Annotated in this window: 28 protein-coding genes, 1 tRNA gene and 1 pseudogene; 13 read left to right on the top strand and 17 right to left on the bottom strand. The window is 43.4% G+C overall.

Annotated elements, in window-relative coordinates:
* Positions 1-153 precede the first annotated feature (153 nt).
* The 9 genes from RT034_RS06635 to RT034_RS06595 all read left to right on the top strand — a co-directional run bounded on the left by RT034_RS06635 (position 154) and on the right by RT034_RS06595 (position 6,793).
* Entirely contained in the window at positions 154-612 is a 459-nt protein-coding gene (locus RT034_RS06635; protein WP_096488386.1) for an NfeD family protein, read from the top strand.
* A 60-nt stretch (positions 613-672) separates the two neighbouring features.
* Positions 673-1,545 carry an SPFH domain-containing protein gene (locus RT034_RS06630; protein WP_076774999.1) on the top strand — a complete coding sequence of 291 codons (873 nt, stop codon included), beginning with the start codon at positions 673-675 and terminating at the stop codon, positions 1,543-1,545.
* 107 nt (positions 1,546-1,652) lie between these two features.
* Complete coding sequence (locus RT034_RS06625; protein WP_096488388.1) at positions 1,653-2,123, top strand: flavodoxin family protein; 471 nt, start codon at positions 1,653-1,655, stop codon at positions 2,121-2,123.
* A gap of 110 nt (positions 2,124-2,233) precedes the next feature.
* Positions 2,234-3,667 (top strand): prephenate-dependent tRNA uridine(34) hydroxylase TrhP, encoded by a 1,434-nt coding sequence (gene trhP, locus RT034_RS06620; protein WP_313015250.1) that lies wholly within the window; start codon positions 2,234-2,236, stop codon positions 3,665-3,667.
* A 380-nt stretch (positions 3,668-4,047) separates the two neighbouring features.
* The gene (locus tag RT034_RS06615) at positions 4,048-4,305 is read left to right on the top strand and encodes a YfhL family 4Fe-4S dicluster ferredoxin (RefSeq protein ID WP_007117256.1); all 258 of its coding nucleotides are present in this window, start codon (positions 4,048-4,050) and stop codon (positions 4,303-4,305) included.
* A gap of 115 nt (positions 4,306-4,420) precedes the next feature.
* Positions 4,421-4,963 (top strand): hypothetical protein, encoded by a 543-nt coding sequence (locus RT034_RS06610; RefSeq protein ID WP_313015245.1) that lies wholly within the window; start codon positions 4,421-4,423, stop codon positions 4,961-4,963.
* 88 nt (positions 4,964-5,051) lie between these two features.
* On the top strand, positions 5,052-5,627 hold the full coding sequence (locus RT034_RS06605; protein WP_160002596.1) for a hydrolase: 576 nt from the start codon (positions 5,052-5,054) through the stop codon (positions 5,625-5,627).
* Positions 5,628-5,663: 36 nt separating this feature from the next.
* Positions 5,664-6,251, top strand: a complete 588-nt coding sequence (locus tag RT034_RS06600; protein WP_313015241.1) for an HD domain-containing protein — start codon at positions 5,664-5,666, stop codon at positions 6,249-6,251.
* A 17-nt stretch (positions 6,252-6,268) separates the two neighbouring features.
* Positions 6,269-6,793 carry a hypothetical protein gene (locus RT034_RS06595; protein WP_313015239.1) on the top strand — a complete coding sequence of 175 codons (525 nt, stop codon included), beginning with the start codon at positions 6,269-6,271 and terminating at the stop codon, positions 6,791-6,793.
* A gap of 66 nt (positions 6,794-6,859) precedes the next feature.
* On the opposite strand, the gene clpX is transcribed toward RT034_RS06595, so the two are convergent.
* The 4 genes from clpX to rdgB form a co-directional block, all read right to left on the bottom strand.
* Positions 6,860-8,143 carry an ATP-dependent protease ATP-binding subunit ClpX gene (gene clpX, locus RT034_RS06590; protein ID WP_313015235.1) on the bottom strand — a complete coding sequence of 428 codons (1,284 nt, stop codon included), beginning with the start codon at positions 8,141-8,143 and terminating at the stop codon, positions 6,860-6,862.
* Between the two features lie 56 nt (positions 8,144-8,199).
* Positions 8,200-8,874, bottom strand: a complete 675-nt coding sequence (gene clpP / locus RT034_RS06585; RefSeq protein ID WP_257620036.1) for an ATP-dependent Clp endopeptidase proteolytic subunit ClpP — start codon at positions 8,872-8,874, stop codon at positions 8,200-8,202.
* 137 nt (positions 8,875-9,011) lie between these two features.
* Positions 9,012-10,376 carry a trigger factor gene (gene tig / locus RT034_RS06580; protein WP_313015228.1) on the bottom strand — a complete coding sequence of 455 codons (1,365 nt, stop codon included), beginning with the start codon at positions 10,374-10,376 and terminating at the stop codon, positions 9,012-9,014.
* A gap of 311 nt (positions 10,377-10,687) precedes the next feature.
* Positions 10,688-11,338, bottom strand: coding sequence for an RdgB/HAM1 family non-canonical purine NTP pyrophosphatase (gene rdgB / locus RT034_RS06575; protein ID WP_313015222.1), 651 nt, complete (start codon positions 11,336-11,338; stop codon positions 10,688-10,690).
* Positions 11,339-11,877: 539 nt separating this feature from the next.
* On the opposite strand from rdgB, the gene RT034_RS06570 reads away from it, so the two are divergent.
* The gene (locus RT034_RS06570) at positions 11,878-12,504 is read left to right on the top strand and encodes a superoxide dismutase (protein WP_313015218.1); all 627 of its coding nucleotides are present in this window, start codon (positions 11,878-11,880) and stop codon (positions 12,502-12,504) included.
* Positions 12,505-12,812: 308 nt separating this feature from the next.
* Here the strand turns inward: RT034_RS06570 and panD are convergent, their stop codons facing one another.
* The 9 genes and pseudogenes from panD to RT034_RS06525 form a co-directional block, all read right to left on the bottom strand.
* Complete coding sequence (gene panD / locus RT034_RS06565; RefSeq protein WP_036589204.1) at positions 12,813-13,193, bottom strand: aspartate 1-decarboxylase; 381 nt, start codon at positions 13,191-13,193, stop codon at positions 12,813-12,815.
* A 214-nt stretch (positions 13,194-13,407) separates the two neighbouring features.
* On the bottom strand, positions 13,408-13,995 hold the full coding sequence (gene pth, locus RT034_RS06560) for an aminoacyl-tRNA hydrolase (RefSeq protein WP_313015215.1): 588 nt from the start codon (positions 13,993-13,995) through the stop codon (positions 13,408-13,410).
* 37 nt (positions 13,996-14,032) lie between these two features.
* Positions 14,033-14,758, bottom strand: coding sequence for a 50S ribosomal protein L25/general stress protein Ctc (locus tag RT034_RS06555; protein WP_313015211.1), 726 nt, complete (start codon positions 14,756-14,758; stop codon positions 14,033-14,035).
* Positions 14,759-14,947: 189 nt separating this feature from the next.
* Complete coding sequence (locus RT034_RS06550; protein WP_095356733.1) at positions 14,948-15,898, bottom strand: ribose-phosphate pyrophosphokinase; 951 nt, start codon at positions 15,896-15,898, stop codon at positions 14,948-14,950.
* 128 nt (positions 15,899-16,026) lie between these two features.
* Positions 16,027-16,102: transfer RNA gene (locus tag RT034_RS06545), tRNA-Gln, on the bottom strand.
* 99 nt (positions 16,103-16,201) lie between these two features.
* On the bottom strand, positions 16,202-17,107 hold the full coding sequence (gene ispE / locus RT034_RS06540; RefSeq protein ID WP_313015207.1) for a 4-(cytidine 5'-diphospho)-2-C-methyl-D-erythritol kinase: 906 nt from the start codon (positions 17,105-17,107) through the stop codon (positions 16,202-16,204).
* Between the two features lie 5 nt (positions 17,108-17,112).
* A complete protein-coding gene (locus RT034_RS06535) occupies positions 17,113-17,346 on the bottom strand; it encodes a hypothetical protein (RefSeq protein WP_313015204.1) in 234 nt (77 codons plus the stop codon).
* An 80-nt stretch (positions 17,347-17,426) separates the two neighbouring features.
* On the bottom strand, positions 17,427-17,633 hold the full coding sequence (locus RT034_RS06530; protein ID WP_313015322.1) for a hypothetical protein: 207 nt from the start codon (positions 17,631-17,633) through the stop codon (positions 17,427-17,429).
* A 36-nt stretch (positions 17,634-17,669) separates the two neighbouring features.
* Positions 17,670-18,080 (bottom strand): annotated as a pseudogene (locus RT034_RS06525) (DpnI domain-containing protein); the annotation flags it as partial.
* Positions 18,081-18,156: 76 nt separating this feature from the next.
* Between RT034_RS06525 and RT034_RS06520 the strand changes: the two are divergent.
* The gene (locus RT034_RS06520) at positions 18,157-18,330 is read left to right on the top strand and encodes a DpnD/PcfM family protein (RefSeq protein WP_313015201.1); all 174 of its coding nucleotides are present in this window, start codon (positions 18,157-18,159) and stop codon (positions 18,328-18,330) included.
* Positions 18,331-18,332: 2 nt separating this feature from the next.
* On the opposite strand, the gene RT034_RS06515 is transcribed toward RT034_RS06520, so the two are convergent.
* The 4 genes from RT034_RS06515 to metX form a co-directional block, all read right to left on the bottom strand.
* Positions 18,333-19,580: an MFS transporter gene (locus RT034_RS06515; protein ID WP_313015198.1), complete on the bottom strand. Its 1,248-nt coding sequence runs from the start codon at positions 19,578-19,580 to the stop codon at positions 18,333-18,335.
* Between the two features lie 239 nt (positions 19,581-19,819).
* Positions 19,820-20,401, bottom strand: a complete 582-nt coding sequence (locus RT034_RS06510) for a tetratricopeptide repeat protein (protein ID WP_007117233.1) — start codon at positions 20,399-20,401, stop codon at positions 19,820-19,822.
* A gap of 381 nt (positions 20,402-20,782) precedes the next feature.
* Positions 20,783-21,391 carry a methionine biosynthesis protein MetW gene (gene metW, locus RT034_RS06505; RefSeq protein ID WP_007117232.1) on the bottom strand — a complete coding sequence of 203 codons (609 nt, stop codon included), beginning with the start codon at positions 21,389-21,391 and terminating at the stop codon, positions 20,783-20,785.
* A 45-nt stretch (positions 21,392-21,436) separates the two neighbouring features.
* Complete coding sequence (metX, locus tag RT034_RS06500) at positions 21,437-22,603, bottom strand: homoserine O-succinyltransferase MetX (protein WP_144918385.1); 1,167 nt, start codon at positions 22,601-22,603, stop codon at positions 21,437-21,439.
* 175 nt (positions 22,604-22,778) lie between these two features.
* Between metX and RT034_RS06495 the strand changes: the two genes are divergently transcribed.
* Both RT034_RS06495 and hemH read left to right on the top strand, forming a co-directional pair.
* Entirely contained in the window at positions 22,779-23,150 is a 372-nt protein-coding gene (locus tag RT034_RS06495; protein ID WP_313015194.1) for a hypothetical protein, read from the top strand.
* Positions 23,151-23,275: 125 nt separating this feature from the next.
* Positions 23,276-24,295 carry a ferrochelatase gene (gene hemH, locus RT034_RS06490; protein WP_313015192.1) on the top strand — a complete coding sequence of 340 codons (1,020 nt, stop codon included), beginning with the start codon at positions 23,276-23,278 and terminating at the stop codon, positions 24,293-24,295.
* Positions 24,296-24,347 lie beyond the last annotated feature (52 nt).

Raw genomic sequence — 24,347 nt, 5'->3', positions numbered from 1 at the left:
AATCATTAACCACAATTAGCGGTCTGTGCGGTCAAGCAGTTGATAGCCGATAGTGCATAATATGACAGAGATGGTGGGTTAAATGACGGCATTTGTTTTTAAATTCATAATCTTGCATAATGGGTTTGGTATACTAAAAATCAAGGTGGGGATATGCTAATTGAGCCTTGGCACTGGCTAATTTTAGGGTTAGTGCTGATTATTCTTGAACTATTCTTAACCAGTTTTGTGAGTTTATCGATTGGTGTGGCAGCGATTGTGGTGGCAGCTTTGTCATGGTTATTACCGTTTAGCTGGTTTTTTTGGCTGATGGTATGGCTGATGCTGTCGGTGATTTTTACTATCATTGGTTTTAAATTTATCAAGCCGTATATGCAAAATCGTACCACAGCAGGATTGGGTTCGGGGGTTATCATTGGGGAAACAGGCATGATTGTTCAAAGTCCGCAAGCAGATAAATTGGGCAAGATTCGTTTTAGTGTGCCAATTTTTGGGGCGGATGAATGGGTGTGTCGTAGCTACCAAAGCGCACCGCTGGCAGTTGGCGATAGAGCCATTGTGGTGGATGTCATTGGAAATGAGTTGCTTGTAGAATCCACCAAGCATCAATAAGCATCAATAAGCATCAATAAGCATCAATAAGCATCAATAAGCATTAATAAAGGAATTGTCATGGAAGCGTTGAGCGGTATTGGTATTTTTTTGGTCGCCTTTGTGCTATTTACCCTTTATAAAGGGGTGAAAATCGTACCACAAGGGTTTAAATGGATTGTACAGCGTTTGGGTAAGTACCATCAGACCTTAGAGCCTGGGTTGAATTTTATCATTCCTTATGTTGATAACGTGGCATATAAAGTGACTACCAAAGACATAGTGCTAGATATTCCCTCGCAAGAGGTAATCACCCGTGATAACGTCGTGATTATCGCCAATGCGGTGGCGTATATCAATATCGTGCATCCAGAGCGCGCCGTATATGGTATTGAGAATTATGAGCAAGGTATTCGTAATTTGGTACAAACCTCACTGCGTTCTATCATTGGTGACATGGATTTTGACAGTGCGTTATCATCGCGTGACCAAATCAAAGCCGCGCTAAAAATGTCAATTTCTGATGATATTGCCGATTGGGGAATTACCCTAAAAACCGTGGAAATCCAAGATATTAGCCCATCAACCACCATGCAAATGGCGATGGAAGAACAGGCGGCTGCGGAGCGTCAACGCCGTGCTACAGTGACCAAAGCGGATGGGCAACGCCAAGCGGCGATTGCAGAAGCTGATGGACGTCTTGAGGCGTCACGGCGTGATGCCGAAGCGCAAGTGGTGCTGGCGCGAGGCAGTGAGCAATCAATTCGCTTGATTAGTGAAGCGGTGGGCGAGCGCGAAATTCCGCTGCTATATCTACTAGGTGAGCAGTACATCAAAGCCATGACTGATATGTCAAAATCACCCAATGCCAAAACCGTGGTACTGCCTGCCGATATCTTAAATACCGTGCGCGGTATGATGGGGGAAGTGGGCGATAAAATCCACCGTCCTTAACATTTGGCGTGACTCACTTGCTGATTAAAACGCTGACTGAAACCGCATCACCTTGCGGTTTTTTATTCGCCAAAATTGGGTAATCATGACATTTTAGGATGTACAGTATGCGTGAAATGAAAAATTTACTATTGGTATTACATACTCCATCAGATAATACGCAGCGATTAGCAGAAGTTGCAAAATCCGCCACACAGCTAGCGGATATTGATAACGTCACTGTGATTGTTAAAACACCGTTACAAACGCAAGTGGAAGATGTGTTAAAAGCGGATGCCATTATCATTGGCACAACCGAAAATTTTGGTTATATGGCGGGGCTGACCAAGGATTTTTTTGAGCGAATTTATTACCCGGTGCTTGAGCAAAAACAAGGACTGCCTGTGGCATGTTATATCCGTGCGGGGCTCGACGGTACAGGTAGCAAACGTGCGGTAGAGAGTATCATTACGGGGTTGCGTTGGCGCTGGATACAACCGCCTTTAGTATTAAAAGGTGAATGGTCAAGCACATTTGATGAGCAAGTCGCTGAGCTGACCATGGCAGTCTGTGCGGGTTTATCGTTGAATATTTTATAACCGCTTTAGCATGATTTCCGAGTAAATTACTCAAGTTTTTTTCCGCGTGATTATCAAATTTGTTATAATATCAACAATTTCACATTGTATGACACGCTGTAAGGATAGTTATGACCCGTAAGCCTGAACTTTTATGCCCTGCTGGCACTTTTCGTAATATGCAATATGCGTTTGCCTATGGCGCAGATGCCGTATATGCGGGACAAGCACGCTATAGCTTGCGGGTGCGCAATAATGATTTTGATGAGGAAAATCTTGCCAAAGGGATTGCCTACGCCCATTCACTGGGCAAGCAATTTTATGTCGTGGTCAATATCCAAGCGCATAATGCCAAGCTTAAAACCTTTATCGAAGACATCCGCCCTGTGATTGAGATGAAACCCGATGCGCTGATTATGTCAGATGCTGGGATGATTATGATGGTGCGTGAAGCCTTTCCAGAGCAGGTAATTCACCTATCGGTGCAGGCGAACGCGGTGAACTGGGCAACGGTAAAGTTTTGGAAGCAAATGGGCGTCAGCCGCGTGATTTTGAGTCGCGAGTTGTCACTCAAAGAAATCGAACAAATCATCGCTGAAGTGCCCGATATGGAAATTGAGGTATTTGTGCATGGGGCACTTTGTATGGCGTATTCGGGTCGTTGCTTGCTCTCTGGCTATATCAATAAACGCGATGCCAACCAAGGCACTTGTACCAATGCCTGTCGCTGGTCATACAACACCTATAAAGCAGAAGAAAACGAAACGGGCGATATCGTGCCTACACAATCTACTACCCAACCTATCAATACCCCCGAAGTTTTTGTTCCTACTCAAGCCACGCAAGAAGATGCCATTCAAACTATCAATCTAAATGGTGATGTGGTGATGGGCGATGACTATGTACAGCAGCCATCGGATGAAGTAGTACTGATTGAAGAACAAGGTCGCCCAGGCGAATTGATGGCGATGTTTGAAGATGAACATGGCACTTATATTATGAATTCTAAAGACTTACGTGCCGTTGAGCTAGTGCCTGAGCTAACCCATATGGGCGTACACTCACTCAAAATCGAAGGCCGTACCAAGTCGCATTATTATGTGGCGCGCACCGCACAAGTGTACCGTCAAGCGATTGATGATGCCGCCGCTGGTAAGCCATTTGATACAGGCTTAATCACCGCGCTCGATGGGCTCGCCAATCGCGGCTATACCGAAGGCTTTTTACGTCGCCACGTGCATAGTGATTACCAAAACTATGAATATGGGTCATCAAAAACCGACCATCAGCAGTTTGTTGCCGAGATTAGCGACATTACTCCAACGCGCTTAACCTTGGTAATTAAGAATAAATTGATGGTGGGTGATACCATCGAAATCATGACGCCACAGGGTAATTTGAGCTACCCACTTAAAGAAATGTGGAATAAACAAGGTGAGCCGATTGATGGCGCTTTAGGCTCTGGCTGGGTGTGTCAAATCGCCAATCCGTTTAAAGAGATGCAAGATGACGTATTGCAATTTGCATTAATCATGAAAAGCGTCAGTGAGCCAATTTTTACCTAAGGTAGCGTTGTCGCAGTATCAGGCGGGATTTTAAAGCCATTGAGACGACTTTGGCGGGAATTTAGCGGACAATTTTCGGTTTGTTAACGGAAAAGCAATCCACACTCGCGACAGCTGGCATGAGATTTTACACGGCTTATGGCAATCTCGAGACTGGCAGTCTCAACCGCTATTGCCTGACCGTGTTCGCTATCACTTTTTCTCACTCACCGAATGTATGATCACTTTGTATTATAAGCATGAAGCGACGGCAAATGTTATGCAGGAGTTGTGGATGCAAGATGACAGTATATGGTATATGAGGTATGGCGCCTAAGTGCGGTGTTAATCGTTAATCGCTAAAGGTGTTAATTGCTAAAGGTAAAAACAGACTACAAGACATGGCACTAAAAATCACTTCCGACTGTATCAATTGCGACATTTGTGAGCCTGAATGCCCAAATGAAGCCATTAGCTATGACAATAAAGTACAAAAAACTTACGTCATCAATCCTGACTTGTGCACCGAATGCATCGGGTTCTATGATGAGCCAACCTGCGACAAAGTCTGTCCGATTGACTGCATCATCAAAGACGATGAGCGCCCTGAATCGCCCGAACAGCTGCTTGCAAAATATAAGCAAATTTGGCAAAAATAATACTAACAAAAAGTTGCGGTAAATGTTGCCAAAACATTTTACTATAAGTTAATCAATTTTTTTTGAAGTGATTACTGGCATTTTTTATCAAAAAACAACAATCTAAGTGACATTCATGTTTAAAAAAAATAACAAAGCGACTGACCAAAAAGCACAACAATCGAAGCGCTCACCACAGCCTCGCAAACAAAAAAACAAAGCTAAAAAGCGTCACGTTGTCGCGAAACTCATTGGCGTCGGTGTGACAGCCACAGCAGCAACGGGCGTAACTGCTGTCCTAGGCAGTTATGGTGCATGGCAATATGCTAAGCAGCAATATAAAGCGCGCCGTTTATATACCCCTGCCTTTAGTGGGGTTGTCACCAATCAGCATTTTAAAGGTAAGGTGCACAAGGTCGGTGAGTATTTAACCTTTGTCACCGATGGCGCTACCTATGCGCTCAATGACCCATTACTGCGTATCCAATCACTGTATCAGTCCAACAAAACGCCTACTGACAATCAAGCCAGTCATCAAACCAAGCTTATGGATCGGGTACATTGTGATGACGTCACTATTGTTGCAGAACTCAGTGAAAAAGGACATTATGGCTATTTAGGGCATTTGGACTATCAGTTAACTGTGGTCGACACCGCGGACGACGTAATGAATTTTTAATGGCGTTGTTTAATAGAGTATAGTATAGCATTCGTGACATACGAATGATCGTAACCCCCAAGTTGAACCATCATCAAAGGAGCTGAAGATGACAACAAAATTTATCCCAAAACCTTATCGTATCGAGCGCAATGACTGCCAAGCCATGCTGATTGATATACAAGAAAAACTTGCGCCCCATATTGCCGAACATCGAAAATTACTCAAGAAAACAGCGATTTTGATTCAAGGTCTACAAGCGCTCAATATTCCCATTATGGTTAATGAGCAATATCCCAAAGGATTGGGGTCTACCTTGCCAGAGTTGACGCAGTTACTATCTGAAAAAAATACGCCAGTGTTTGAAAAAACAACCTTTAGCGCATGTGATACGCCAACTTCTTGGCATCATATCGCCCAGCAAAATCGCAACAATGTGATTTTATTTGGCACAGAAACTCATGTTTGTGTCATGCAGACGGCGTTAGATTTACTCGATAACGGTATGCAGCCCATCATTATCACCGATGCCGTAGGCTCGCGAGACCTGTACGACCGTAAAATTGCGATTCGTCGTATGCGCCGTGCCGGTGCGGTCGTCACTACCACCGAAGCGATTTTATTTGAGCTGTGTCGTAGCTCAGAAGATCCCGCGTTTAAAACGATTTCAGCGCTAGTCAAGTGAACACGACTCAGACCATCCATGATTAAGAGGTATTTGATGCAACCGCTTATTGATTATCTGTTGGCATTGGATGCCTTAAAATCAGTCAACCGCCGCAACTATACCACCCAACTGTCTAAAGACACGCCACGACGTCTTGAAAATTCAGCTGAGCATTCATGGCATTTGGCGATGGCGTGTTGGGCAGTCGCGCAGCATTTCAACCTAGAGGTCAATCATGAAAAACTGCTCAAACTGGCACTGGTTCATGATTTGGGCGAAATTGAGGCGGGTGACACATTCTTATACGCTGATAAACGCTCGCAGGCGCATGTTGATGAGCGCATTGGTGTAGAAAAACTGGCAGCGATGATGGGCAACCCCGTTTCAGAATTGTTAACGCTGTGGGATGAGCAAGAAACAGGTCATAGTGCTGAAAGCAAACTGCTTAAAGCAGTGGATAGGCTATTGCCCTTTATGCTCAATATGGTGACAGACGGTGGGGCATGGACAGACCATCAAGTCAAACACTCCCAAGTCCAAGCCGCCCAAGCATTTATCAGACAGGATTTTCCCATCATTCACGACTGGATAACCGAGCAAATTGCCATTGCGGTACAACAGGGTTGGTTGATTGAAGATTAAATGCTACAGGTGGTCATATGATTAAAAAATTAGCGATTGCTTTAGGATTGGTTTTAGGTCTTATGGGTATTACCCATGCAGAAGTTTACAAGCTAGACCCAAAATCAACCCAATGCTATCTTTTTAGCCACGATAAATTACAGCAAAAACTCGCTTGCAATATGACAGCCACCGCTGCGACGGGCAAAGTTTGGTGGACAAAGCGAAATTTTAAGCTAGCCAATGGCAAAACTATCAAAACATTTGCCAAAGACACCCAGCGTAAATACCTATCAAAAATGGATAAAATTTTGATGCCTTTTACTTCAGAGCTAGACAGGGGTGATGACCAAATTAGCATTGCCACCATTAACAATCAACCTGCAATTCGTCAAAACCGCTGGCTAAAAAATTACCGTGTGATGAGTTCGGAAGAATTTTGGGGCAATCATACTGAATTATTGCCTAATCAAATGACAGACAGGTTGGCGTGTTTACAATTAGAGAATAAGTCCTTCGAGATTTGCACGCCTTACAACCACAATGATTTTCGTACCGACTAATCCAAATAAAAAACTAAGCCAAATAAAAAACGTGCGACATAGGCACGTTTTTTAACTCAAGCATTATCAAACAATCTCTGGCGATTGGTTATTATCAATCACTGCCTCATTGACTGTGACGGTTTTACCGGGTGTCATCGAAGGCAGTTCATACATGGTATCGAGCAAAGCGTTTTCAACAATGGAGCGTAGACCGCGCGCGCCGGTACGACGCTTTAGCGCTTGTTTGGCAATCGCCACTAGTGCATCATCGGTGAACGATAACTTCGCATTTTCCATCTCAAACAAGTATTCGTATTGTTTGACTAGCGCATTTTTTGGCTCGGTTAAGATTTGTACCAATGCTTCTTCATCCAGTTCTTCCAGTGTCGCGACCACAGGCAGACGACCAATTAACTCTGGAATCAGACCAAATTTAATCAAATCTTCTGGCTCGACTTGCTTGAACAATTCACCGGTTTTTTTGCCGCTGTCTTTGGCTTTTACCTCAGCGTTAAAGCCGATACCGGTTTTTTCGGTACGCTGTTGAATGACATTGTCTAGACCGGCAAACGCACCGCCACAAATCACCAAGATATTACTGGTATCGACCTGAATCATCTCTTGGTTTGGGTGCTTACGACCACCTTGCGGTGGAATATTAGCAACTGTACCTTCAATCAGTTTCAACAGCGCTTGCTGTACGCCTTCACCCGACACATCACGGGTAATTGAAGGGTTTTCGCTTTTACGGCTGATTTTATCAATTTCATCGATATAGATAATGCCTTTTTGCGCTCTCTCGACATCGAATTCTGCCGCTTGTAACAGTTTTTGTACGATGTTTTCCACGTCTTCACCGACATAACCTGCTTCGGTCAAGGTAGTGGCATCGGCGAGCGCAAATGGGACATCAAGGAGGCGGGCCAGGGTCTGCGCCAATAAGGTTTTACCAGAGCCCGTTGGACCAATTAGCAAAATATTGCTTTTTGATAGCTCAACCATGGCATCATCGGCGCCAAGTGTCGTCAACGCTTTATCTTTACTCAGCTTTTCACTCACCTTTAAGCGTTTATAGTGGTTATAAACCGCTACTGCCAAAGTTTTTTTGGCTTTATCTTGACCGATGACATACTCATCTAAGTGGCTGCGGATTTCTTTGGGCGTTGGCAATTTGCGCGCTGCCCAGTTTTCACGCTCATTGGTATCGCTACCGTCGCTGCCTGATGACTTTGATTCGGCGATTAAATCATCGCACAGTTCAATACACTCATTACAGATATTGGCGTCTTGACCTGCAATTAGCTTTTTGACTTCGTGTTTGGCTTTACCACAAAACGAGCAGTGTGGCTCAATGTCATTTTTTGACATAAAAAAACGCTCCTAAAATTATGCTTGTCTTAATTACTTCGTGATTGTTTAACCTATTAAGCAATGCTTGGACGTTTTTCTAATACTTCATCAATTAGACCGTATTCTTTGGCTTCTTGGGCATCTAGCCAATAGTCACGTTCGACATCACGGGCGATTTTCTCAAGTGGCTGTCCGGTACGTTCTGCCAAGATTTTATTTAAGCGTTCACGGATTTTGAGGATTTCACGCGCATTGATTTCAATATCGGTCGCTTGACCTTGTGCACCGCCTGACGGTTGGTGAATCATCACACGGGCATTGGCTAAGGCGTAGCGTTTACCTTTTTCACCCGCTGCCAGTAGGAATGAACCCATGCTATAAGCACCGCCCATACAAATCGTTGACACTTGTGGCTGGATAAAGTTCATGGTGTCAAACACCGCAAGACCTGCACTCACAGAGCCACCTGGTGAATTGATGTACAAGTTAATGTCTTTTTCTGGATTTTCCGCTTCTAGGAACAACAACTGGGCGACAATTAAATTCGCCATGTGGTCTTCAACTTGACCGGCTAAGAACACCACACGCTCACGCAATAGGCGTGAATAGATGTCAAATGAGCGCTCACCGCGAGCCGATTGCTCGACCACCATAGGTACTAAAGCACTTTGTGGTGACAACACGTCACGGGTTACGGTATTTTGGATTTGACTCGTCGCGAAAGGCGAGTCCAAGAATTTTTCTAACATGTTATTGTCCTTTTTAAATATGCAAAAGCCCTTATCGTTTATAAGGGCAATTGGCATAAAAACAAGTTACTAAGCTGACTAAAAATACATTCTTAAATGCTTAAGCTTAAATGCCTAAGAATGGATTAAGCCAATTATTACATCATCGCTTGTTGTTGGCTAGCTAGTAAGTCTTGGTAAGATACTTCAGTATCAGTCACTTTACCTTGAGACAAGATATGATCGACCACTTGATCTTCTAACACCACCGCTTCGATGTTGGCACGTTCTTGCGCATTGTTGGTGTAATAGTCAATAACTTCGTTTGGATCTTCGTAGTTTTCTGCCATTTCGTTGATGTATGTGGTCACACGTTCTTGGTCAACTTCAAGTTTATTTGACTCAATGAGGCTCGAAACGATGATGCCAAGACGGGCAGCGCGCAGGGCTTGCTCTTCAAATAATTCGTTTGGTAGCATATCTTTGTTAAAAGTTTTAGGATCTGCGCCAAATTGTTGGGCAAAACGGTTTAACATCATGCTGCGTTGGCGATCGATTTCTTGCTCAAGCATCGATGCAGGTACGTCGATTTCATTTTTTTCAAGTAGGGCGTTAAATGCCGCTTCTTTTACTTGGTTACGGGCAGCGCTTTTTACTTCGCGCTCCATGTTTTTACGCACGTCTGCTTTAAGTTTGTCTAAGCCGCCTTCTGTTACCCCAAATGCTTCAAGGAACTCATCGTTTAATTCTGGTAATTGTGATTGCTCAACTGATTTGACGTTGATTTTAAACTGTGCTTGTTTGCCTTGTAGGTTTTCAGCTTGGTAATCTTCTGGGAATGTCACGTCGATGGTTTTTTCTTCGCCTGCTTTCATGCCTTTGATACCATCTTCAAAGCCTGGAATCATACGACCACTGCCTAATACTAGGCTAAAGTCTTGCGCGCTACCACCTTCAAATTTTTCACCATCGATTGAACCTTCAAAGTCAAACTTGACTTGGTCTCCTTCGGCTGCGGCATCATCTTTGGCAACGTAAGTTTGGCGTTGTTTTTGTAGGTTTTCAATCATAGTGTCAACATCTGCATCGCCCACGTTGGCAACTTGACGCTCAACTTCAATGTCTGATAACCCTTGAACTTCTACTTCTGGGAATACTTCAACCGTTGCTTGATAAACCAAAAAGTCGTTTTCAAGTTTCACGTCATCAATGTTTGGCATACCCACAGCGCGGATGTTTTCTTGACGAATCGCATCAAATACGGTATCGCGAATCACATCATTGATCACTTCCTGTTGGATACCTGCGCCATATTGGGCGCGAATGTGTGATACAGGCACTTTACCTTTACGAAAACCATCGATTTTAGCGGTTTTTGCCACTTGGTTGATGCGTTTTTCCACACGACCTTGAATGGTTGACACAGGTACTTTAACCGTGAGTTGGGTTTCAAGGTTTGATTTTTTGTTGGTAGTTACTTCTAAGTTAGTAACTGTTGACTCTGACACATTTGAATTTGACATAACAAAACCTTCCATAAAATATCAAAAAAGAGCAGCGTGGGTGCCACTCATAAGGGTAAATAGCGATAAGTTATCAGGCTTTTAAGGGGATTGAAAAAAGCCTATAAAATACGCAATCCAAAATCTGTTGGTTAACGCATGCTAAAAGGCAAAAATTAACCGAAAGTGGTATAGTATAAATTAATCATCTAGTAAAGTAAAAAAATTGTTGCTGTAAAATCTCTGTATCGAATACCTTAGCAGTCACACCTTGTCTATTTGCTTGCAAGTGATAGGCATGAGTTGAAAACCTTACTTCATCAATTGCGCTTTTACTTCATCAATTGCATTAGCAGTTGCTGCATCGCTTGCCCACGATGACTGATGCGGTTTTTATCGGTCTTTTGCATCTCGGCAGCGCTTTTTTGTACGCTTGGCACCCAAAATAGCGGGTCATAACCAAAACCAAGTTCACCTTGCGGGGCGGGCAAGATTTCACCTTGCCAAATCCCTTGTGCAATGATGGGTAGCTGGTCATCGGCATGGCGCACGAGTGCCAACACGCAAACAAACTGCCCGATAATCGGCTCATTTGTATGTCTGTGGGGTTCAAGCAGTCGTAATAATTTTTGGTTGTTGGCTAAGTCTTTATGCTCGCTAAAGCTGGCTTCATCTTGGGCAAAACGCGCAGAATAAATTCCGGGTTGACCGCCTAGTATGGGTACACATAAACCCGAATCATCAGCAATCGCAGGCAGTCCGCTAATACGGCTGGCATGACGGGCTTTAATGAGCGCGTTTTCAATAAAACTAAGTCCATCTTCAATCGCATCCTCGATGCCCAATTGCCCTTGTGGAATGACTGTTATCTCAAGATTGGCTTGTTCAAATAATTGCTTGAATTCCGCGAGTTTACCTTGGTTATTACTGGCGAGGACTAATTGGCTGGTAGGAAATATTTGATTAGGGATAGAAACTGACATATAGACCCACTGTGTGTATTTTGCATAAAAAACTTGACCTTATCATAGCATAGTTAACAGTGGCTCGCGCTGCAAATACTCACGTTGCAAAAGCCTTATACCAAACCACTACAGTTTTTTTTGAGTAATTTGCTATCATCAAATAGCAAGTAACGGGTTAAAAATCAGCTTATTAGCATGCACTCATTGATTTTTACCCCACAAGATAATAAATCCCTACTATAGAAACGGTTAAATTCTGCCAATTTTTATGGCAAAATAACCCATGTGTTATGAGGATATTATCAAGGCTAATGATAGGAAGGTTAATAAACAAAGCTAACGATAGTAAAGCTAGTGAGCGTTTTTAACCCTTGATAAAGCTTGATGAAGCATAGATAAATAACATAAACTAAATAACATAAACCCAGCCAACTTGCCATTTTGGATATGGTTTTGATATTTGCGCTTTTAATACAAAGCTTTTATCACACAAATGGCATGTGGTTACTTTTATCATAAAGTCATCACAACAATAGCAAAGGAAAAAGGAAAATAAGATGTCACACATTACATTACCAGATTTACCATACGCCAAAAACGCGCTTGAGCCACATATCAGTGCAGAAACCCTAGAATTTCACCATGACAAACACCATGCAGCGTATGTGAACAAACTAAATGAGCTACTACCAGGTTCAGGGCTTGAAGGTAAAGAGCTAGATGAAATCATCAAAGCCACAGCAGGTGATAACAGCAAAGCCACCATCTTTAACCAAGCGGCACAAGTTTGGAACCATACTTTCTACTGGAACTGCCTAACTGCCAATGGTGGCGGTGAACCAACGGGCGATCTAAAAGCCAAAATCGAAGAAGCGTTTGGTTCGTATGCAAAATTCCGTGAAGAATTCAAAAACGCGGCCGTAAGCCAATTTGGTTCAGGTTGGGCATGGTTAGTGGCTGATAGCGTTGGTGGTAAATTATCAATCACCAAAACTGCAAACGCAGATACCCCATTAGCGCATAACCAAGTTGCGGTATTGACATGTGACGTGTGGGAACATGCCTACTACATCGACTATCGTAATCGTCGTCCAGACTACGTTGACACTTTCCTTGACAAACTGGTTAACTGGGATTACGCAAACGCCAAATACAAAGGTCAAGAAGCTGGCGTAGAAAAATAATCGCCTATTTTTTCTTCTTTAACCCCTTTAATTTTTTAAAAAAGCCGAATCAACTTCGGCTTTTTTTTATTAACAGACACTAAAAGTAAAATGTTATTAATACTATAGCAAGACTTCCATTATCTGCCACATTGGTGCTATCTGACCTATCGCAAACAAACTATAAACGTGCAATTTACGGTTGACCAGCCCATTCATTTACGCATCAGCCAAACACATTGTTTAAATAAAAAATATAGACAAAAAAAGGCGAGTATTCAATGACTCGCCTAATTTATTTGCACATTTGTGGTGACGATAAAGCTGTGTTAAGAGACTTGCACAGGAATCACGTTGGCAGTGTCTTTAACAATATTACCTTCATCAAGGTAAACCAAGCGTGGATGATGGTTGTCGGCTTCTTTCTCATCCATTTGCGCATAAGCAGCGATAATCACCACATCGCCCAAATCCGCCATGTGAGCGGCTGCTCCGTTGAGCGAAATCATTTTTGAGCCTGCTTCTGCACGAATCGCATAGGTGCGAAAGCGTTTACCATTGTTGACATTGTAAATGTCGATTGATTCGTTCTCACGGATGCCCGCCAAGTCGAGTAACTCGCTATCAATGCCACATGAGCCTTCGTAGTGAAGCTCACAATGGGTCACACGCGCGCGGTGAAGTTTGGCTTTTAATAGGGTTAATAACATGATCGTTCCTTACCTTGTCAGGTTAACGCGATGCGCGTCATTGTGGTAAAAGTGAGCAGGCTAGTCATGAGAGGCTATTAACCAACTCGATAAAATTTAAACATGATTGAAATATCAGGTGAGAAATTCATCCATATTGCAATCAATATATGGAAGGAAAATAAAAGTTCAAGGATAGACCCTAAGATTTATCAATCTTGTCCTTTGGTTAACGTTAGGTATTGGGTAATTTAAAACTATTGATGGCTTGCTGGGCTTTGGCTAAGTCACCTGTTACCAAATCGGGCAGGGTACGCATGGCAGCATCTAGCATACTGTCAAATGCGATTTGCTCATCAGCGGTCGGTTTGCCAAGCACATAACCCGATACTTTGGACTTATGTCCTGGATGACCAATACCCAAACGTAAACGGTGAAAATCTGCACCGATATGCGGCACGATATCACGCAGTCCATTATGACCGCCATGACCACCGCCTGTTTTTAAGCGCATACGACCCACATCAAGGTCAAGCTCATCATGAACAATCAGCAGTTCGTCATAGTGGATGCCATAAAAATTCACCATCGGCACCACCGCTTCCCCTGATTTATTCATAAAAGTATGCGGTAACAATAAGCGTATATCCATGCCATACACTACGCCACGTCCAACCAAACCATGAAATTTTTTATCCAACGTCATGGTGATGTTAAACGTCTCGCTTATACGCTCCACAAACCAAAAGCCAGCATTATGCCGTGTTTGGGCATACTGCTGACCTGGGTTGCCAAGTCCGACAATCAGTTTCAGTTTTGACACGCTGATTATTCCAACTTAAGCGGCAAATGACAAATGATTATTCATCATCAGATTTTGGAGCATCATGGGTGTCATCTTGTGCTTGAAGCTTGCGTGCTTCTTCGTCACCTTCAGGATCACGAGTACCGGCAGCTTCTTCATTTGCTTCTGGCTCGACTGGCTCTTCAACTTCCACCGTTGGCGCTTGCATAGTAGCCACAGTACGGTTAAACGGTTCAGTCACTTCAAGCTCACGAATGACCACGCCTTCAGGTAACTGGATATCTAATAAGTGAATCGAATCACCGACGTTCATGCCAGATACATCTACTGTCAAGTATTCTGGGATTTTTGAAGGAATGGCAGTGATTTCAAGTTCAGTGGCATTTGATACAAAGATACCGCCTGCTTTATGACCTGGTGCATCTTCAGCGCCTACATAGTGTACAGGAACAGTGATGTGCATCGCTTGACCACGGACGATACGTTGGAAGTCAGCGTGCATTGGGGTGTTTTTAGCTGGATGACGTTGTAGTGCTTTAATCACCACTTCTTCCGTACCTTGACCTTCTACGTTGATGGTCAAAATGTGAGAGAAGAAACTTTCTGTTTCAAGTGATTTAATCAATTCATTGTAACGAATAGCAATAGAGGCTGGCTCTTTGTCTGCACCGTATACGATTGCTGGTACTAGGTTTTGTTTACGAAGGCGGCGGCTCGCACCTTTACCTTGTAACTCGTCGCCACGTACGACAGCGTTTAATTCAAAAGTTGGGTTACTCATGGGAGTTTCCTTGGGTTAGGCTAGTCATGGGTGCCTTGTCAGTATAACTTGGCTGTTTGAATTTACTTACAAAGCTCTACTTACAAAGCCTTACTTAAAAAGATTGGTAAGTGACTAGCGAGTGAAAAAAAGCATAAATTTGCGACCAATTTATGCGTTATGCGCCACTTTTTTAAAAAATGGCAAAACTTATATAATATCAAACATCGCACTCAATGATTCTTCATTGTTGATACGACGTAGCGCTTCAGCCAGCATAGGCGCAATGGTCACTTGGCGAATTTTGCCCGTGTTTTTTGCGGCATCTGACAGTGGGATAGTATCGGTTACGACAAGTTCATCAAGCACTGACGCTGCAATTGTTTGGATTGCTTTACCTGACAATACGGGGTGAGTGATATAACCCACCACACGGCGCGCACCACGTTCTTTTAATGCGGCAGCGGCTTTACACAGGGTACCTGCGGTATCCACCATATCATCAATAATCACGCAATCGCGGTCTTTAACATCACCGATAATATGCATTACTTCTGATTCGTTGGCTTTGGCGCGGCGTTTATCGATAATTGCCATGTCGGCATCGCCCAACTGTTTTGCCATCGCACGGGCACGCACCACACCGCCCACGTCAGGGGATACCACCATCAAGTTATCGTATTTTTGCTCACGTAAATCTTTAAATAAAACCGGCGTACCGTAAATATTGTCTACAGGGATATCAAAAAAACCTTGAATCTGGTCTGAGTGCAAGTCCACGGTAACGACACGGTCAATGCTCACGATATTGAGCATATCAGCGACCACTTTTGCTGAGATAGGGACACGCGCTGAGCGAGGACGACGGTCTTGACGCGCATAACCAAAATAGGGCATCACTGCCGTAATACGACCTGCACTGGCACGGCGCAAGGCATCTGCCATTACCATGATTTCCATCAAATTGTCATTGGTCGGTGAGCAAGTTGATTGTAGGATAAAGACGTCTTTACCACGTACATTCTCTTGGATTTCAACCGCGACTTCACCATCCGAAAAGCGCGTCACATCGGCACGTCCTAACGGAATATGTAAGTGATTGGTGACATTTTTTGCCAATTCTGGATGGGCATTTCCGGTAAAAATCGCCAAATAAGGCATATGCGAGTCCTATTTTTCTAGACCAACGACGGTTTCATCAAACAAAAAAAACTCATCAACTAACTTTTACAATTAGGATGAGAAAAACGTCATTACGTCAACTACTAAAAATGGGTTAGTAAAGAAAATGGCAGGGGTAGCTGGACTCGAACCAACGAATGCCAGGATCAAAACCTGGTGCCTTACCAACTTGGCGATACCCCTATATTGGAAGCGATATTTTAACCAAAAAACATAAAATTGCAAGCTTTTTTTGGGCATAAACATCAAAATTTTTGCAATTGTTGATTTTCCAAAATTTTGTTACAGCGTATGCACCCAATAAGCGTGAAAAGGTGAGGATTGTAGCCAGTGTTTGATGCTATTTTTATCAAAATCGCTAGGTACTGGCAAAAACACACAGCTCCCTGAGCCCGTCATGCGCGGTGTGGTGTGGGTGTTGGCGGCAAGCGTCATTAAAACATTCATCGCGGTGTTGACGTCTGCGGATAAGGCACATACCACAGGTTCAAAAACATTGGTAAAGGCATCGGTTAGCTCATTGGTAAAGGCATGACAATGGCTTTGCAAATAGCCATGAGAAAGGCTTGCGCAATCCCGTTTTAGCAGCGGATGGGCGAAAAGTTCAGCCGTGCTGATATGGGCATCGGGTTTTAACAATAAAAATTGCTGCGCAGGCAAGTCAATCGGTGTTAAAATCTCACCAATGCCTTCAGCAATGGCGTCTTTGCCAAAAATAAATATCGGTACATCCGCGCCCAGTTTTGCGCCAATGAGGCGTAGCTGCTCATTGCTCAATCCTATTTTCCATAAGGTATTGAGCGTCATTAGGGCTGTCGCACAATTAGACGAACCTCCGCCCAAACCCGCCCCCATCGGAATGTGTTTATCGAGGTGAATGTCAACAATCGGTAATTGGGCGATTTGCGAGTCACTCAAAATTTGATGTTTTTTGGCAAAGGCTAATAAGGCAATGGCAGCTTTAACAATCAGATTGTCGGCAGGGTTGTCGGTGACGTGCTCGGCATTGGTCAGGGTGACGGGCAAGTTGTCACCAATGGCTTTATCCGTATGACTAAAAGTGAGCGTATCGTACAAATCTATCAGCCGAAATACGGTTTGTAGATTGTGATAGCCGTCGGGGCGTTTACCGGTAATATGTAAAAATAAATTGATTTTGGCAGGGGATTGTTGGCTAAGGGTCGGCATAAATTTTAGTCAAAATAGTAATGAACATTAGGCAGATGGCTTTGAATAACATTTAAAATATTGTTTTGGATAAATGCTTCATCCATCCCATTATGGAAAATCTCAACATAGTCACTATGCTCGATTCTATCAAATTGAAACAAATAAGAAATTGCTACGTTGCTTTTTTCGTTCACTTTCTTCATTCGGGCGTCGTATAAACTGCCATTGTTGTGGGTCAAAGTCGATATAACTGGCATAAAAGTTTTCAAATTCACATTGGGCAATCTTTTTAAAATCAGTTGCCTGTATCAATAGTGTCATTGCTTTCTCTCAAATTTTAATATGATATTTTGCGATTGTTGCCGTTGCCCAGAAATTCGATGATATGTTTGTCTCTTAAGATTTGTAATTGTTGGCGAATTTTAGCATGAATATGTTGATTGCTTGGGAATTGTTTGGCAAGTATTGACGCGTAGGCATAAATATCTTTGAGTGTAAAATTGGGATTAGGCAGCTTTTCAACACATTGCATAATTGCTAACAGCCAACCCTTTTGCTTGGCAGTGGTTTGACGTAAAAATAAATGTTGTTGCCATTGCTCAATGACTGTGTCTTTGGCAACGATATTGCCATTGGTCACTAAAAAAATCTTACCACTTGTAGGCAGTTGGCTGATATCCATTGAGCACATGATGTAGTTGGGTCGAGCCGGCAAGCCTTTGGCACGTGGCATAATAATGTTTGGTGTAAAAAAATGCTTAGGGATAACGATGAGATGCTGTACCGCCAAATCCGTTTTACGATAGCACAAGAAGAAAAAACTGGGATTGTTCTTAGCAGCAATTCGCTCAAGCATTGTATGATATGCGCCATCAGCGACTTTATTGCCTATACTTGTGCCTTGTTTGCTTTTTAATTCGTATTCTTCATGGCATTGTGAGCAGAAGAAATCGGCAACAAGTTGATTATTTTGAAATGATTCAATAGCTTCATTGCCGCAAGATTTTTATCCAAGAATAGGTGCATAATTTATTTAAAAAACTTTTAATTTAATTTTAGGAAGTGCTATGCAAACTTTTTATATTGAAGTCAAAGAGACGTTAAGTCAATTGGTAGAAGTGACCGCAAATAGCGAAGATGAGGCATTGTTGAGTGTCAAACAACGTTATCAAGACGAAGAAATCATCTTAGATGCTGACAGCCATATCGCAACTGATTTTAGCGTATGGCATCACTCATAGCATTAAGTATTGGCTTTCATCATTTTTGGCTCTTGAATCGGCAGATTGAGCACAGCAGCCAAGGCAGCCAAAGCCATATCGGCATACCACATATACTGATAATTACCAAATTTATCGACCACAATTCCCCCCAAGTAGGCGCCCAAAAACCCACCAACTTGGTGACTAAATAACACCAATCCAAACAAGGTCGCCAAATATTTGATCCCATACAACTTGCCGACGGTTGCCGCAGTCGGGGGTACGGTGGCAAGCCAAGTTAGACCTAAGCTAACCGCAAATATAAAAAAAGTCGTTGCCGTCTTAGGTGCCATCAAGAAAATCGCAATCAAGATAGTACGGCTCAAATACATCCAAAACAAAATATATTTGCTGCGAAAATGCCCCACACACCAGCCGACAAACAAACTGCCCACCACATTTGATAAGCCAATCAATGCGAGCGACCAAGAGGCAACATTGCTACCAAGACCCGCCAACGTCACTTCCATCGGCAAATGAGTGACCAAAAACGCAATATGAAAACCACAGGTAAAAAAGCCGATATGCAGCAGCCAGTAGTTACGATCGCTAAGCGCGCGTCGAATGCATTGTGATAGCGTTTCGTGGGCTTGGTTATTGGCAACCGCCGACGAAGCGGCAGGCGCATGTTTACCTACATTGTTACCCTGCGTGAGATAATAGGCCAACGGCAAACACAGCAAACTTGTCCCTGCCATAAAATACATTGCCCCTGTCCAACCTACCACTGGCAGGGCAATTAACCCTTGTAAAATCGGCGCAAATAAAAATTGCCCAAACGAGCTACCTGCATTAATAATACCCGATGCAGTGCCGCGCATATGGGGTGGGGTCTGATTCGCTACTTGCCCCATCAGCACTGAAAAACTACCCGCACCTGTCCCAAATGCGACCAAAATCCCAAGCGTGACCACCAAACCACCGGCACTGACAAAATAGGGTACACTAAAACAGCCAATCGCCAGTAGCAAGGTGCCGAACAATAGTACCCGCCATGCGCCAAACTTATCCGCTAGCGCCCCTGTCACAGGCTGTGACACGCCCCACATCAGCTGTGTCACCGCTAAGGCAAAACTGATTGGCACAATGCCAATATGCGCGCTAGCATCAATCGGTTTGATAAATAACCCAAGTGATAGCCGAATCCCAGACGTAATCAATAAAATAACCGCAGCGGCGGCAACTAACAGCCAAAGCTGATTTTTTGACGGTAGGGCAGGGTTTGGCATAGGGCATATCCAAAAAAAGGTAGCAAAAACTGGGGTGGCAACTACTTGGCTAACGCGCTAGTATCTGACGCATAAAACTGTTCAAAAAAATCCATGAATGCGCGATTTCATACAATCAATGTGCGCCGAGCAATCTTGATTAATTTAACCCATAAAAACAAAAAACCCTAGTAAATACTAGGGTCTCAGGGATTTTAATGGTTAGGTTAACACTTAACCAAACATTCGTTGTATTAAATTTACTTGCTTTGGAACCAAGAATCCGCACGGCTACGTGCAGTGGCAATATCTTGTGATGACAAGTTTAATGCCAATTGACCGATTTTGCTTTGCGCGCGGGTGCGTACTTGGTCTGATAGCATGCCGTCACGAGCGGCTAGGTCATACCATTTGTAGGCATCGACCAATTTCTTTTCTTTTTCATCCAGCATGGCTAGGGTATAGCTGGCACGGTTATCACCCAGTTTTGCCGCTTTTTCTAACCAATAACGCGCTTGCCCAGCATTAGGCTGCACGCCTTCGCCACGGATATACATCATGGCAAGATTTAATTGTGCAGGTGCAATGTCTTGTTTGGCGGCGGTGGTGTACCACTGGATGGCTTGTTGGAAGTTTTGCTGAATGCCGAGACCTTTTTGGTAGCGTTTGGCTAGGAAGAATTGGGCTTGTTGGTTGCCAGATTTAGCTTGGCTTAGTAATGCCATCGGTTCCATGCTGTCATAGCGTGAGCCATTGAGTGGAATATTGGCAACCAATTCAGCGCTTGCAACGCCAGATAAGCCTAAAAATGCAGTTAACACGGTGACTTTCAATAATTTCATAATCAACTCCGAGTATCAAGCTGCAGCCATCGCAAGCTTGCCTAGGTTTAGATAAAATAAACTTAATAAATAGGTAAACGAATTAACAGAAAATCTTAAATTTTACAATGATTTAGCCATTCGTTATGTTTTAATAGGATAACGCAATCTTTTGATTGTTTTAGGTTAACACTGTTTGCTTTGCGTTTCAAATATTTAAGGGAAAATGTAAACAGTTGTTACAATATTTCACAGAGGAAACAAAGACTTGCGACAATTAGTGTCGTGTAGGGCTTTACTTTTGTGAAATATTGTCATACTTGAAGGTAATTTATCCGCTTACCAAATTTTCATAGGCATAGAATCAGCGATAAAACAGCTTAGTTTTTGGAAACACGATAATTAATTTTTGGTAACCCGATAGATTGCCACATCGGCAAGTAAGTTTGGGTTTTTACGGATAATTTGTGCAAGTAGCCAAGGGTAGGGCTTTTCACTTTCTTGTACCGCAAAACGATTGATGATACGGATGTCATTGTCATCACACAGCTTTTCAAAGTCTTTAAAGGTACACAAGTGAATATTGGGCGTGTTGTACCAAGCAAACGGCAGGGCTTCAGACATTGGCATCATACCTTTGATACCCAAGTGAATACGGTTTTGCCAATGCGCAAAATTAGGGAAAGTGACAATCACTTCTTTGCCAACACGTACCATGTCGAGGAGGAGTTGGTCGGGCTCTTTGACCGCTTGTAGGGCGCGCGCCATCACCACCGTGTCAAAGCTTGCGTCGGCAAACCGCGCTAACCCATCATTTAAGTCTTGCTCAATGACGTTAACGCCTTTGGTAACACAGTCATTGATTTTAGTTTGGTCGATTTCGATACCATAGCCAAACACGCCCAATTTGTTTTGCAAATGCGCGAGTAAATCACCGTTACCACAGCCTAAATCCAAGACTTTGGCATTGGGTTTGATCCAGCGTTCAGCAAGTTGATGGTCGATTTTCATTCAATTCTCGTTAAATCTAAAGTTAAATCCAAAATTAAATCTAAATTAAGCGGTTAAAAAATTAAATACCGATTGACGATAGGTCGGGATATCAAACAAAAACGAATCATGCCCATAGGCGGCATCTATATTGATATAGCTTACGGGTTTACCATTGGCAATTAGCGCATCGACAATTTCTTGCGAGCGCTCTGGGCTAAACCGCCAATCGGTGGTAAAGGATATAATTAAAAACTTACATTGGGTGTTTGCCAATGCCAACCGTAGCGCATCGGTATCACTCAAGCTATCATTGATACTGTCATCCTCAATCGCGCCGCGCGCCGGGTCAAAATAATCCAAGGCTTTGGTCATCAGCAAATAAGTATTGGCATCAAAACGTTCACTAAACTGCTCACCTTGATAGCGTAAATAACTTTCCACTTGAAACTCTACATCGTAGTTGAACATCAGCTTGCCGGCTTTCAAATCGCGTCCAAATTTTACCCGCATCGCTTCATCGGTGAGATAAGTGATATGACCGACCATACGCGCCAAAATCAAGCCGCGTTTGGGGATTTTGCCTTGCTCGATATAGCGTCCTTCACAAAAATCAGGATCGGATAAAATCGATTGGCGTGCCACCTCGTTAAAGGCAATATTTTGCGCAGATAGCTTGGGCGTGCTGGCAATAATCACGCATTTTTTCAGCCGACTCGGATAGTCAATTGACCACTGCATGGCTTGCATGCCGCCCATTGAGCCACCAACAATCGCATGCCAGATGTCAATGCCCAGATAGTCAGAGAGCATGACTTGGGTTTTTACCCAGTCTTTGATGGTGACCAAGGGAAAATCTGGACCATAGGGCTTGCCCGTTTCTGGGTTGGTACTGGTTGGACCCGTCGAGCCGTAGCAGCTGCCAATGTTGTTAAGACACACCACAAAAAAACGCGTGGTATCAATCGCTTTGCCAGGGCCGATAAAAGTATCCCACCAGCCTGCCTTTTTATCATCGCTACTATGATAGCCAGCCGCATGATGACTGCCCGATAGCGCATGACAAATCAATATCGCATTGGATTTATCGGCGTTGAGCTCGCCATAAGTTTCCACCATTAAATCAAAAAATGGCAGCGTACGATTGCATTCTAACGTCAGTGGGGTATCAAAATGAATTTTTTGCGGTGTGACGATACCCACAGATTTGCCACCAGATTTGGCAAAACTAATAGGATGATCGTCGTCAAAATTTTTGGGGACAGTCAATTCAGCTTCAGGTAAAATCTTGGTATGTGGTTTGTGTTGCTGTGTACTCACCCGCTTTCTCACTAATTTTTGATTGATAACGCATTAAAAGTATAGCTATTGTAAGGGTTTATATGGGTTATCACAACTTGGAATTCAAATGCCAAATTTAGCATCATCACCCCACCATACACTCCTATCGCTTACGGGATTGGCGCTCACGGGATTTTTGGCATTGACGTATTTGGCGTTTCATCAGCCAACATCGGTTTCGGCTGCCAATGCTAGTATAGTTACAAGCGACACGATGGTGAGCCATCATCAAAGCCATCACCTCGTCAGCCATCCAAACAGCTACCAAAGCCAACAGCCCAAACAGCATAACCACCAAGCAGACGGTGAATCAGCTAGCAGCCCCTCACAAAACGCAATCTTTAAAAGTAAAAGTCCTGCTAAAAGCCCCGTATCATCTGAACAAAATTCTCGCCTAGTGGATGCCCTACTGGTGATGGGTGGGATAGGTTGTCATTGATTCAAATATAGCTTAAAAAATGCAATAATTGAGCAATTTCAGGTGATTATCCAGTACGCGTACCCTAGTAAATATGCTAATCTTAACCACACTTTTTTTATGATTTTTTGGATTAAAGACAAATTATGAAGCCAAGCAATCCACCTGAAATTGCCGTTGTCCTTGTGAATTTGGGAACACCCGATGCACCAACTGAAGCAGCGGTGCGTCGCTATCTCAAACAATTTTTGTCCGATCCGCGCGTGATTGAAATTCCGCAGTTTATCTGGCAAATCATCTTAAACTTGTTTGTGCTACGCAGTCGCCCCAAACGGGTTGCCCACGCCTATGCTAGCGTGTGGGACGGTGATTCCCCACTGCGTAAAATCACGCTTGCCCAAGTGGACTTGTTGCAGCAGCGATTTGACCAACATCAACTGCCTTGCAAAGTGAGCGTCCATGCTGCCATGACCTATGGCAAACCTGCGTTAACGGATGTGTTATCGGCATTAACTGCCAAAAAAGTAGAGCAAATCGTGATATTGCCAGCTTATCCGCAGTTTTCCGGTTCCACCACTGGCGCGGTGTTTGATGTCGTCGCCAAATGGGGTCTTAAGCAGCGTAATTTACCCAGCATTAGCTTTGTTAAAGATTATTTTGCCCATCCGCAATACATCCAAGCCTTGGCTGAAAGCGTCAAACGCTTTCAAGCTGAACATGGCAAACCTGAAAAATTGCTATTGAGTTTTCACGGGATTCCAGAGCCATATGAGCAAAAAGGCGATCCGTATGCCAGGCGTTGTCGCTGTACGGCAGCGCATTTGGCGCAAGTGCTGGGGCTTGAGCGTCATGAGTGGGAATGTAGTTTTCAATCACGTTTTGGCAAGCAAGAATGGGTCAAACCTTATACGGATGTCACCCTAACCGAGTGGGGTAAGCAGGGTGTCAAGTCAGTGCAAGTGCTGAGTCCAGCATTTTCGGCAGATTGCTTAGAGACGCTAGAAGAGTTGGCAGTCGAAAATCGACAGACATTCCAGTCCAATGGCGGTGGGGACTATCATTATATCCCTGCCCTCAATGTGGATGCTGCGCATATTGATTTATTTGAATCATTGGCATTGCCACATGTGCAAGCGTGGCAACAAAATCTGCAAGGATGGTATTAATACTTATTGTTAAAGCTTGGGCTTAAAACGGATTATTAAGCGCATTAATAGC

Origin of the sequence: Moraxella sp. CTOTU48841 (assembly GCF_032061225.1) — a bacterium.
Lineage (GTDB): Bacteria > Pseudomonadota > Gammaproteobacteria > Pseudomonadales > Moraxellaceae > Faucicola > Faucicola cinerea.
The sequence above is the reverse complement of the archived record's forward strand: the minus strand, read 5'-3'. Positions and strand labels throughout refer to the sequence as shown.

What these genes read in the sequence shown, in the direction of transcription:
- RT034_RS06555 (WP_313015211.1), bottom strand. Translation starts at nt 14,758, where the DNA reads ATGAGTAACCCAACTTTTGAATTAAACGCTGTCGTACGTGGCGACGAG.
- RT034_RS06570 (WP_313015218.1), top strand. Translation starts at nt 11,878, where the DNA reads ATGTCACACATTACATTACCAGATTTACCATACGCCAAAAACGCGCTT.
- RT034_RS06630 (WP_076774999.1), top strand. Translation starts at nt 673, where the DNA reads ATGGAAGCGTTGAGCGGTATTGGTATTTTTTTGGTCGCCTTTGTGCTA.
- clpP (WP_257620036.1), bottom strand. Translation starts at nt 8,874, where the DNA reads ATGTTAGAAAAATTCTTGGACTCGCCTTTCGCGACGAGTCAAATCCAA.
- RT034_RS06550 (WP_095356733.1), bottom strand. Translation starts at nt 15,898, where the DNA reads ATGCCTTATTTGGCGATTTTTACCGGAAATGCCCATCCAGAATTGGCA.
- RT034_RS06610 (WP_313015245.1), top strand. Translation starts at nt 4,421, where the DNA reads ATGTTTAAAAAAAATAACAAAGCGACTGACCAAAAAGCACAACAATCG.
- hemH (WP_313015192.1), top strand. Translation starts at nt 23,276, where the DNA reads ATGAAGCCAAGCAATCCACCTGAAATTGCCGTTGTCCTTGTGAATTTG.
- RT034_RS06605 (WP_160002596.1), top strand. Translation starts at nt 5,052, where the DNA reads ATGACAACAAAATTTATCCCAAAACCTTATCGTATCGAGCGCAATGAC.
- trhP (WP_313015250.1), top strand. Translation starts at nt 2,234, where the DNA reads ATGACCCGTAAGCCTGAACTTTTATGCCCTGCTGGCACTTTTCGTAAT.
- panD (WP_036589204.1), bottom strand. Translation starts at nt 13,193, where the DNA reads ATGTTATTAACCCTATTAAAAGCCAAACTTCACCGCGCGCGTGTGACC.
- RT034_RS06625 (WP_096488388.1), top strand. Translation starts at nt 1,653, where the DNA reads ATGCGTGAAATGAAAAATTTACTATTGGTATTACATACTCCATCAGAT.
- RT034_RS06510 (WP_007117233.1), bottom strand. Translation starts at nt 20,401, where the DNA reads ATGAAATTATTGAAAGTCACCGTGTTAACTGCATTTTTAGGCTTATCT.
- RT034_RS06600 (WP_313015241.1), top strand. Translation starts at nt 5,664, where the DNA reads ATGCAACCGCTTATTGATTATCTGTTGGCATTGGATGCCTTAAAATCA.
- clpX (WP_313015235.1), bottom strand. Translation starts at nt 8,143, where the DNA reads ATGTCAAAAAATGACATTGAGCCACACTGCTCGTTTTGTGGTAAAGCC.
- tig (WP_313015228.1), bottom strand. Translation starts at nt 10,376, where the DNA reads ATGTCAAATTCAAATGTGTCAGAGTCAACAGTTACTAACTTAGAAGTA.
- rdgB (WP_313015222.1), bottom strand. Translation starts at nt 11,338, where the DNA reads ATGTCAGTTTCTATCCCTAATCAAATATTTCCTACCAGCCAATTAGTC.
- RT034_RS06615 (WP_007117256.1), top strand. Translation starts at nt 4,048, where the DNA reads ATGGCACTAAAAATCACTTCCGACTGTATCAATTGCGACATTTGTGAG.
- RT034_RS06515 (WP_313015198.1), bottom strand. Translation starts at nt 19,580, where the DNA reads ATGCCAAACCCTGCCCTACCGTCAAAAAATCAGCTTTGGCTGTTAGTT.
- RT034_RS06520 (WP_313015201.1), top strand. Translation starts at nt 18,157, where the DNA reads ATGCAAACTTTTTATATTGAAGTCAAAGAGACGTTAAGTCAATTGGTA.
- RT034_RS06495 (WP_313015194.1), top strand. Translation starts at nt 22,779, where the DNA reads ATGCCAAATTTAGCATCATCACCCCACCATACACTCCTATCGCTTACG.
- RT034_RS06535 (WP_313015204.1), bottom strand. Translation starts at nt 17,346, where the DNA reads ATGCCAGTTATATCGACTTTGACCCACAACAATGGCAGTTTATACGAC.
- ispE (WP_313015207.1), bottom strand. Translation starts at nt 17,107, where the DNA reads ATGCCGACCCTTAGCCAACAATCCCCTGCCAAAATCAATTTATTTTTA.
- metW (WP_007117232.1), bottom strand. Translation starts at nt 21,391, where the DNA reads ATGAAAATCGACCATCAACTTGCTGAACGCTGGATCAAACCCAATGCC.
- RT034_RS06595 (WP_313015239.1), top strand. Translation starts at nt 6,269, where the DNA reads ATGATTAAAAAATTAGCGATTGCTTTAGGATTGGTTTTAGGTCTTATG.
- RT034_RS06635 (WP_096488386.1), top strand. Translation starts at nt 154, where the DNA reads ATGCTAATTGAGCCTTGGCACTGGCTAATTTTAGGGTTAGTGCTGATT.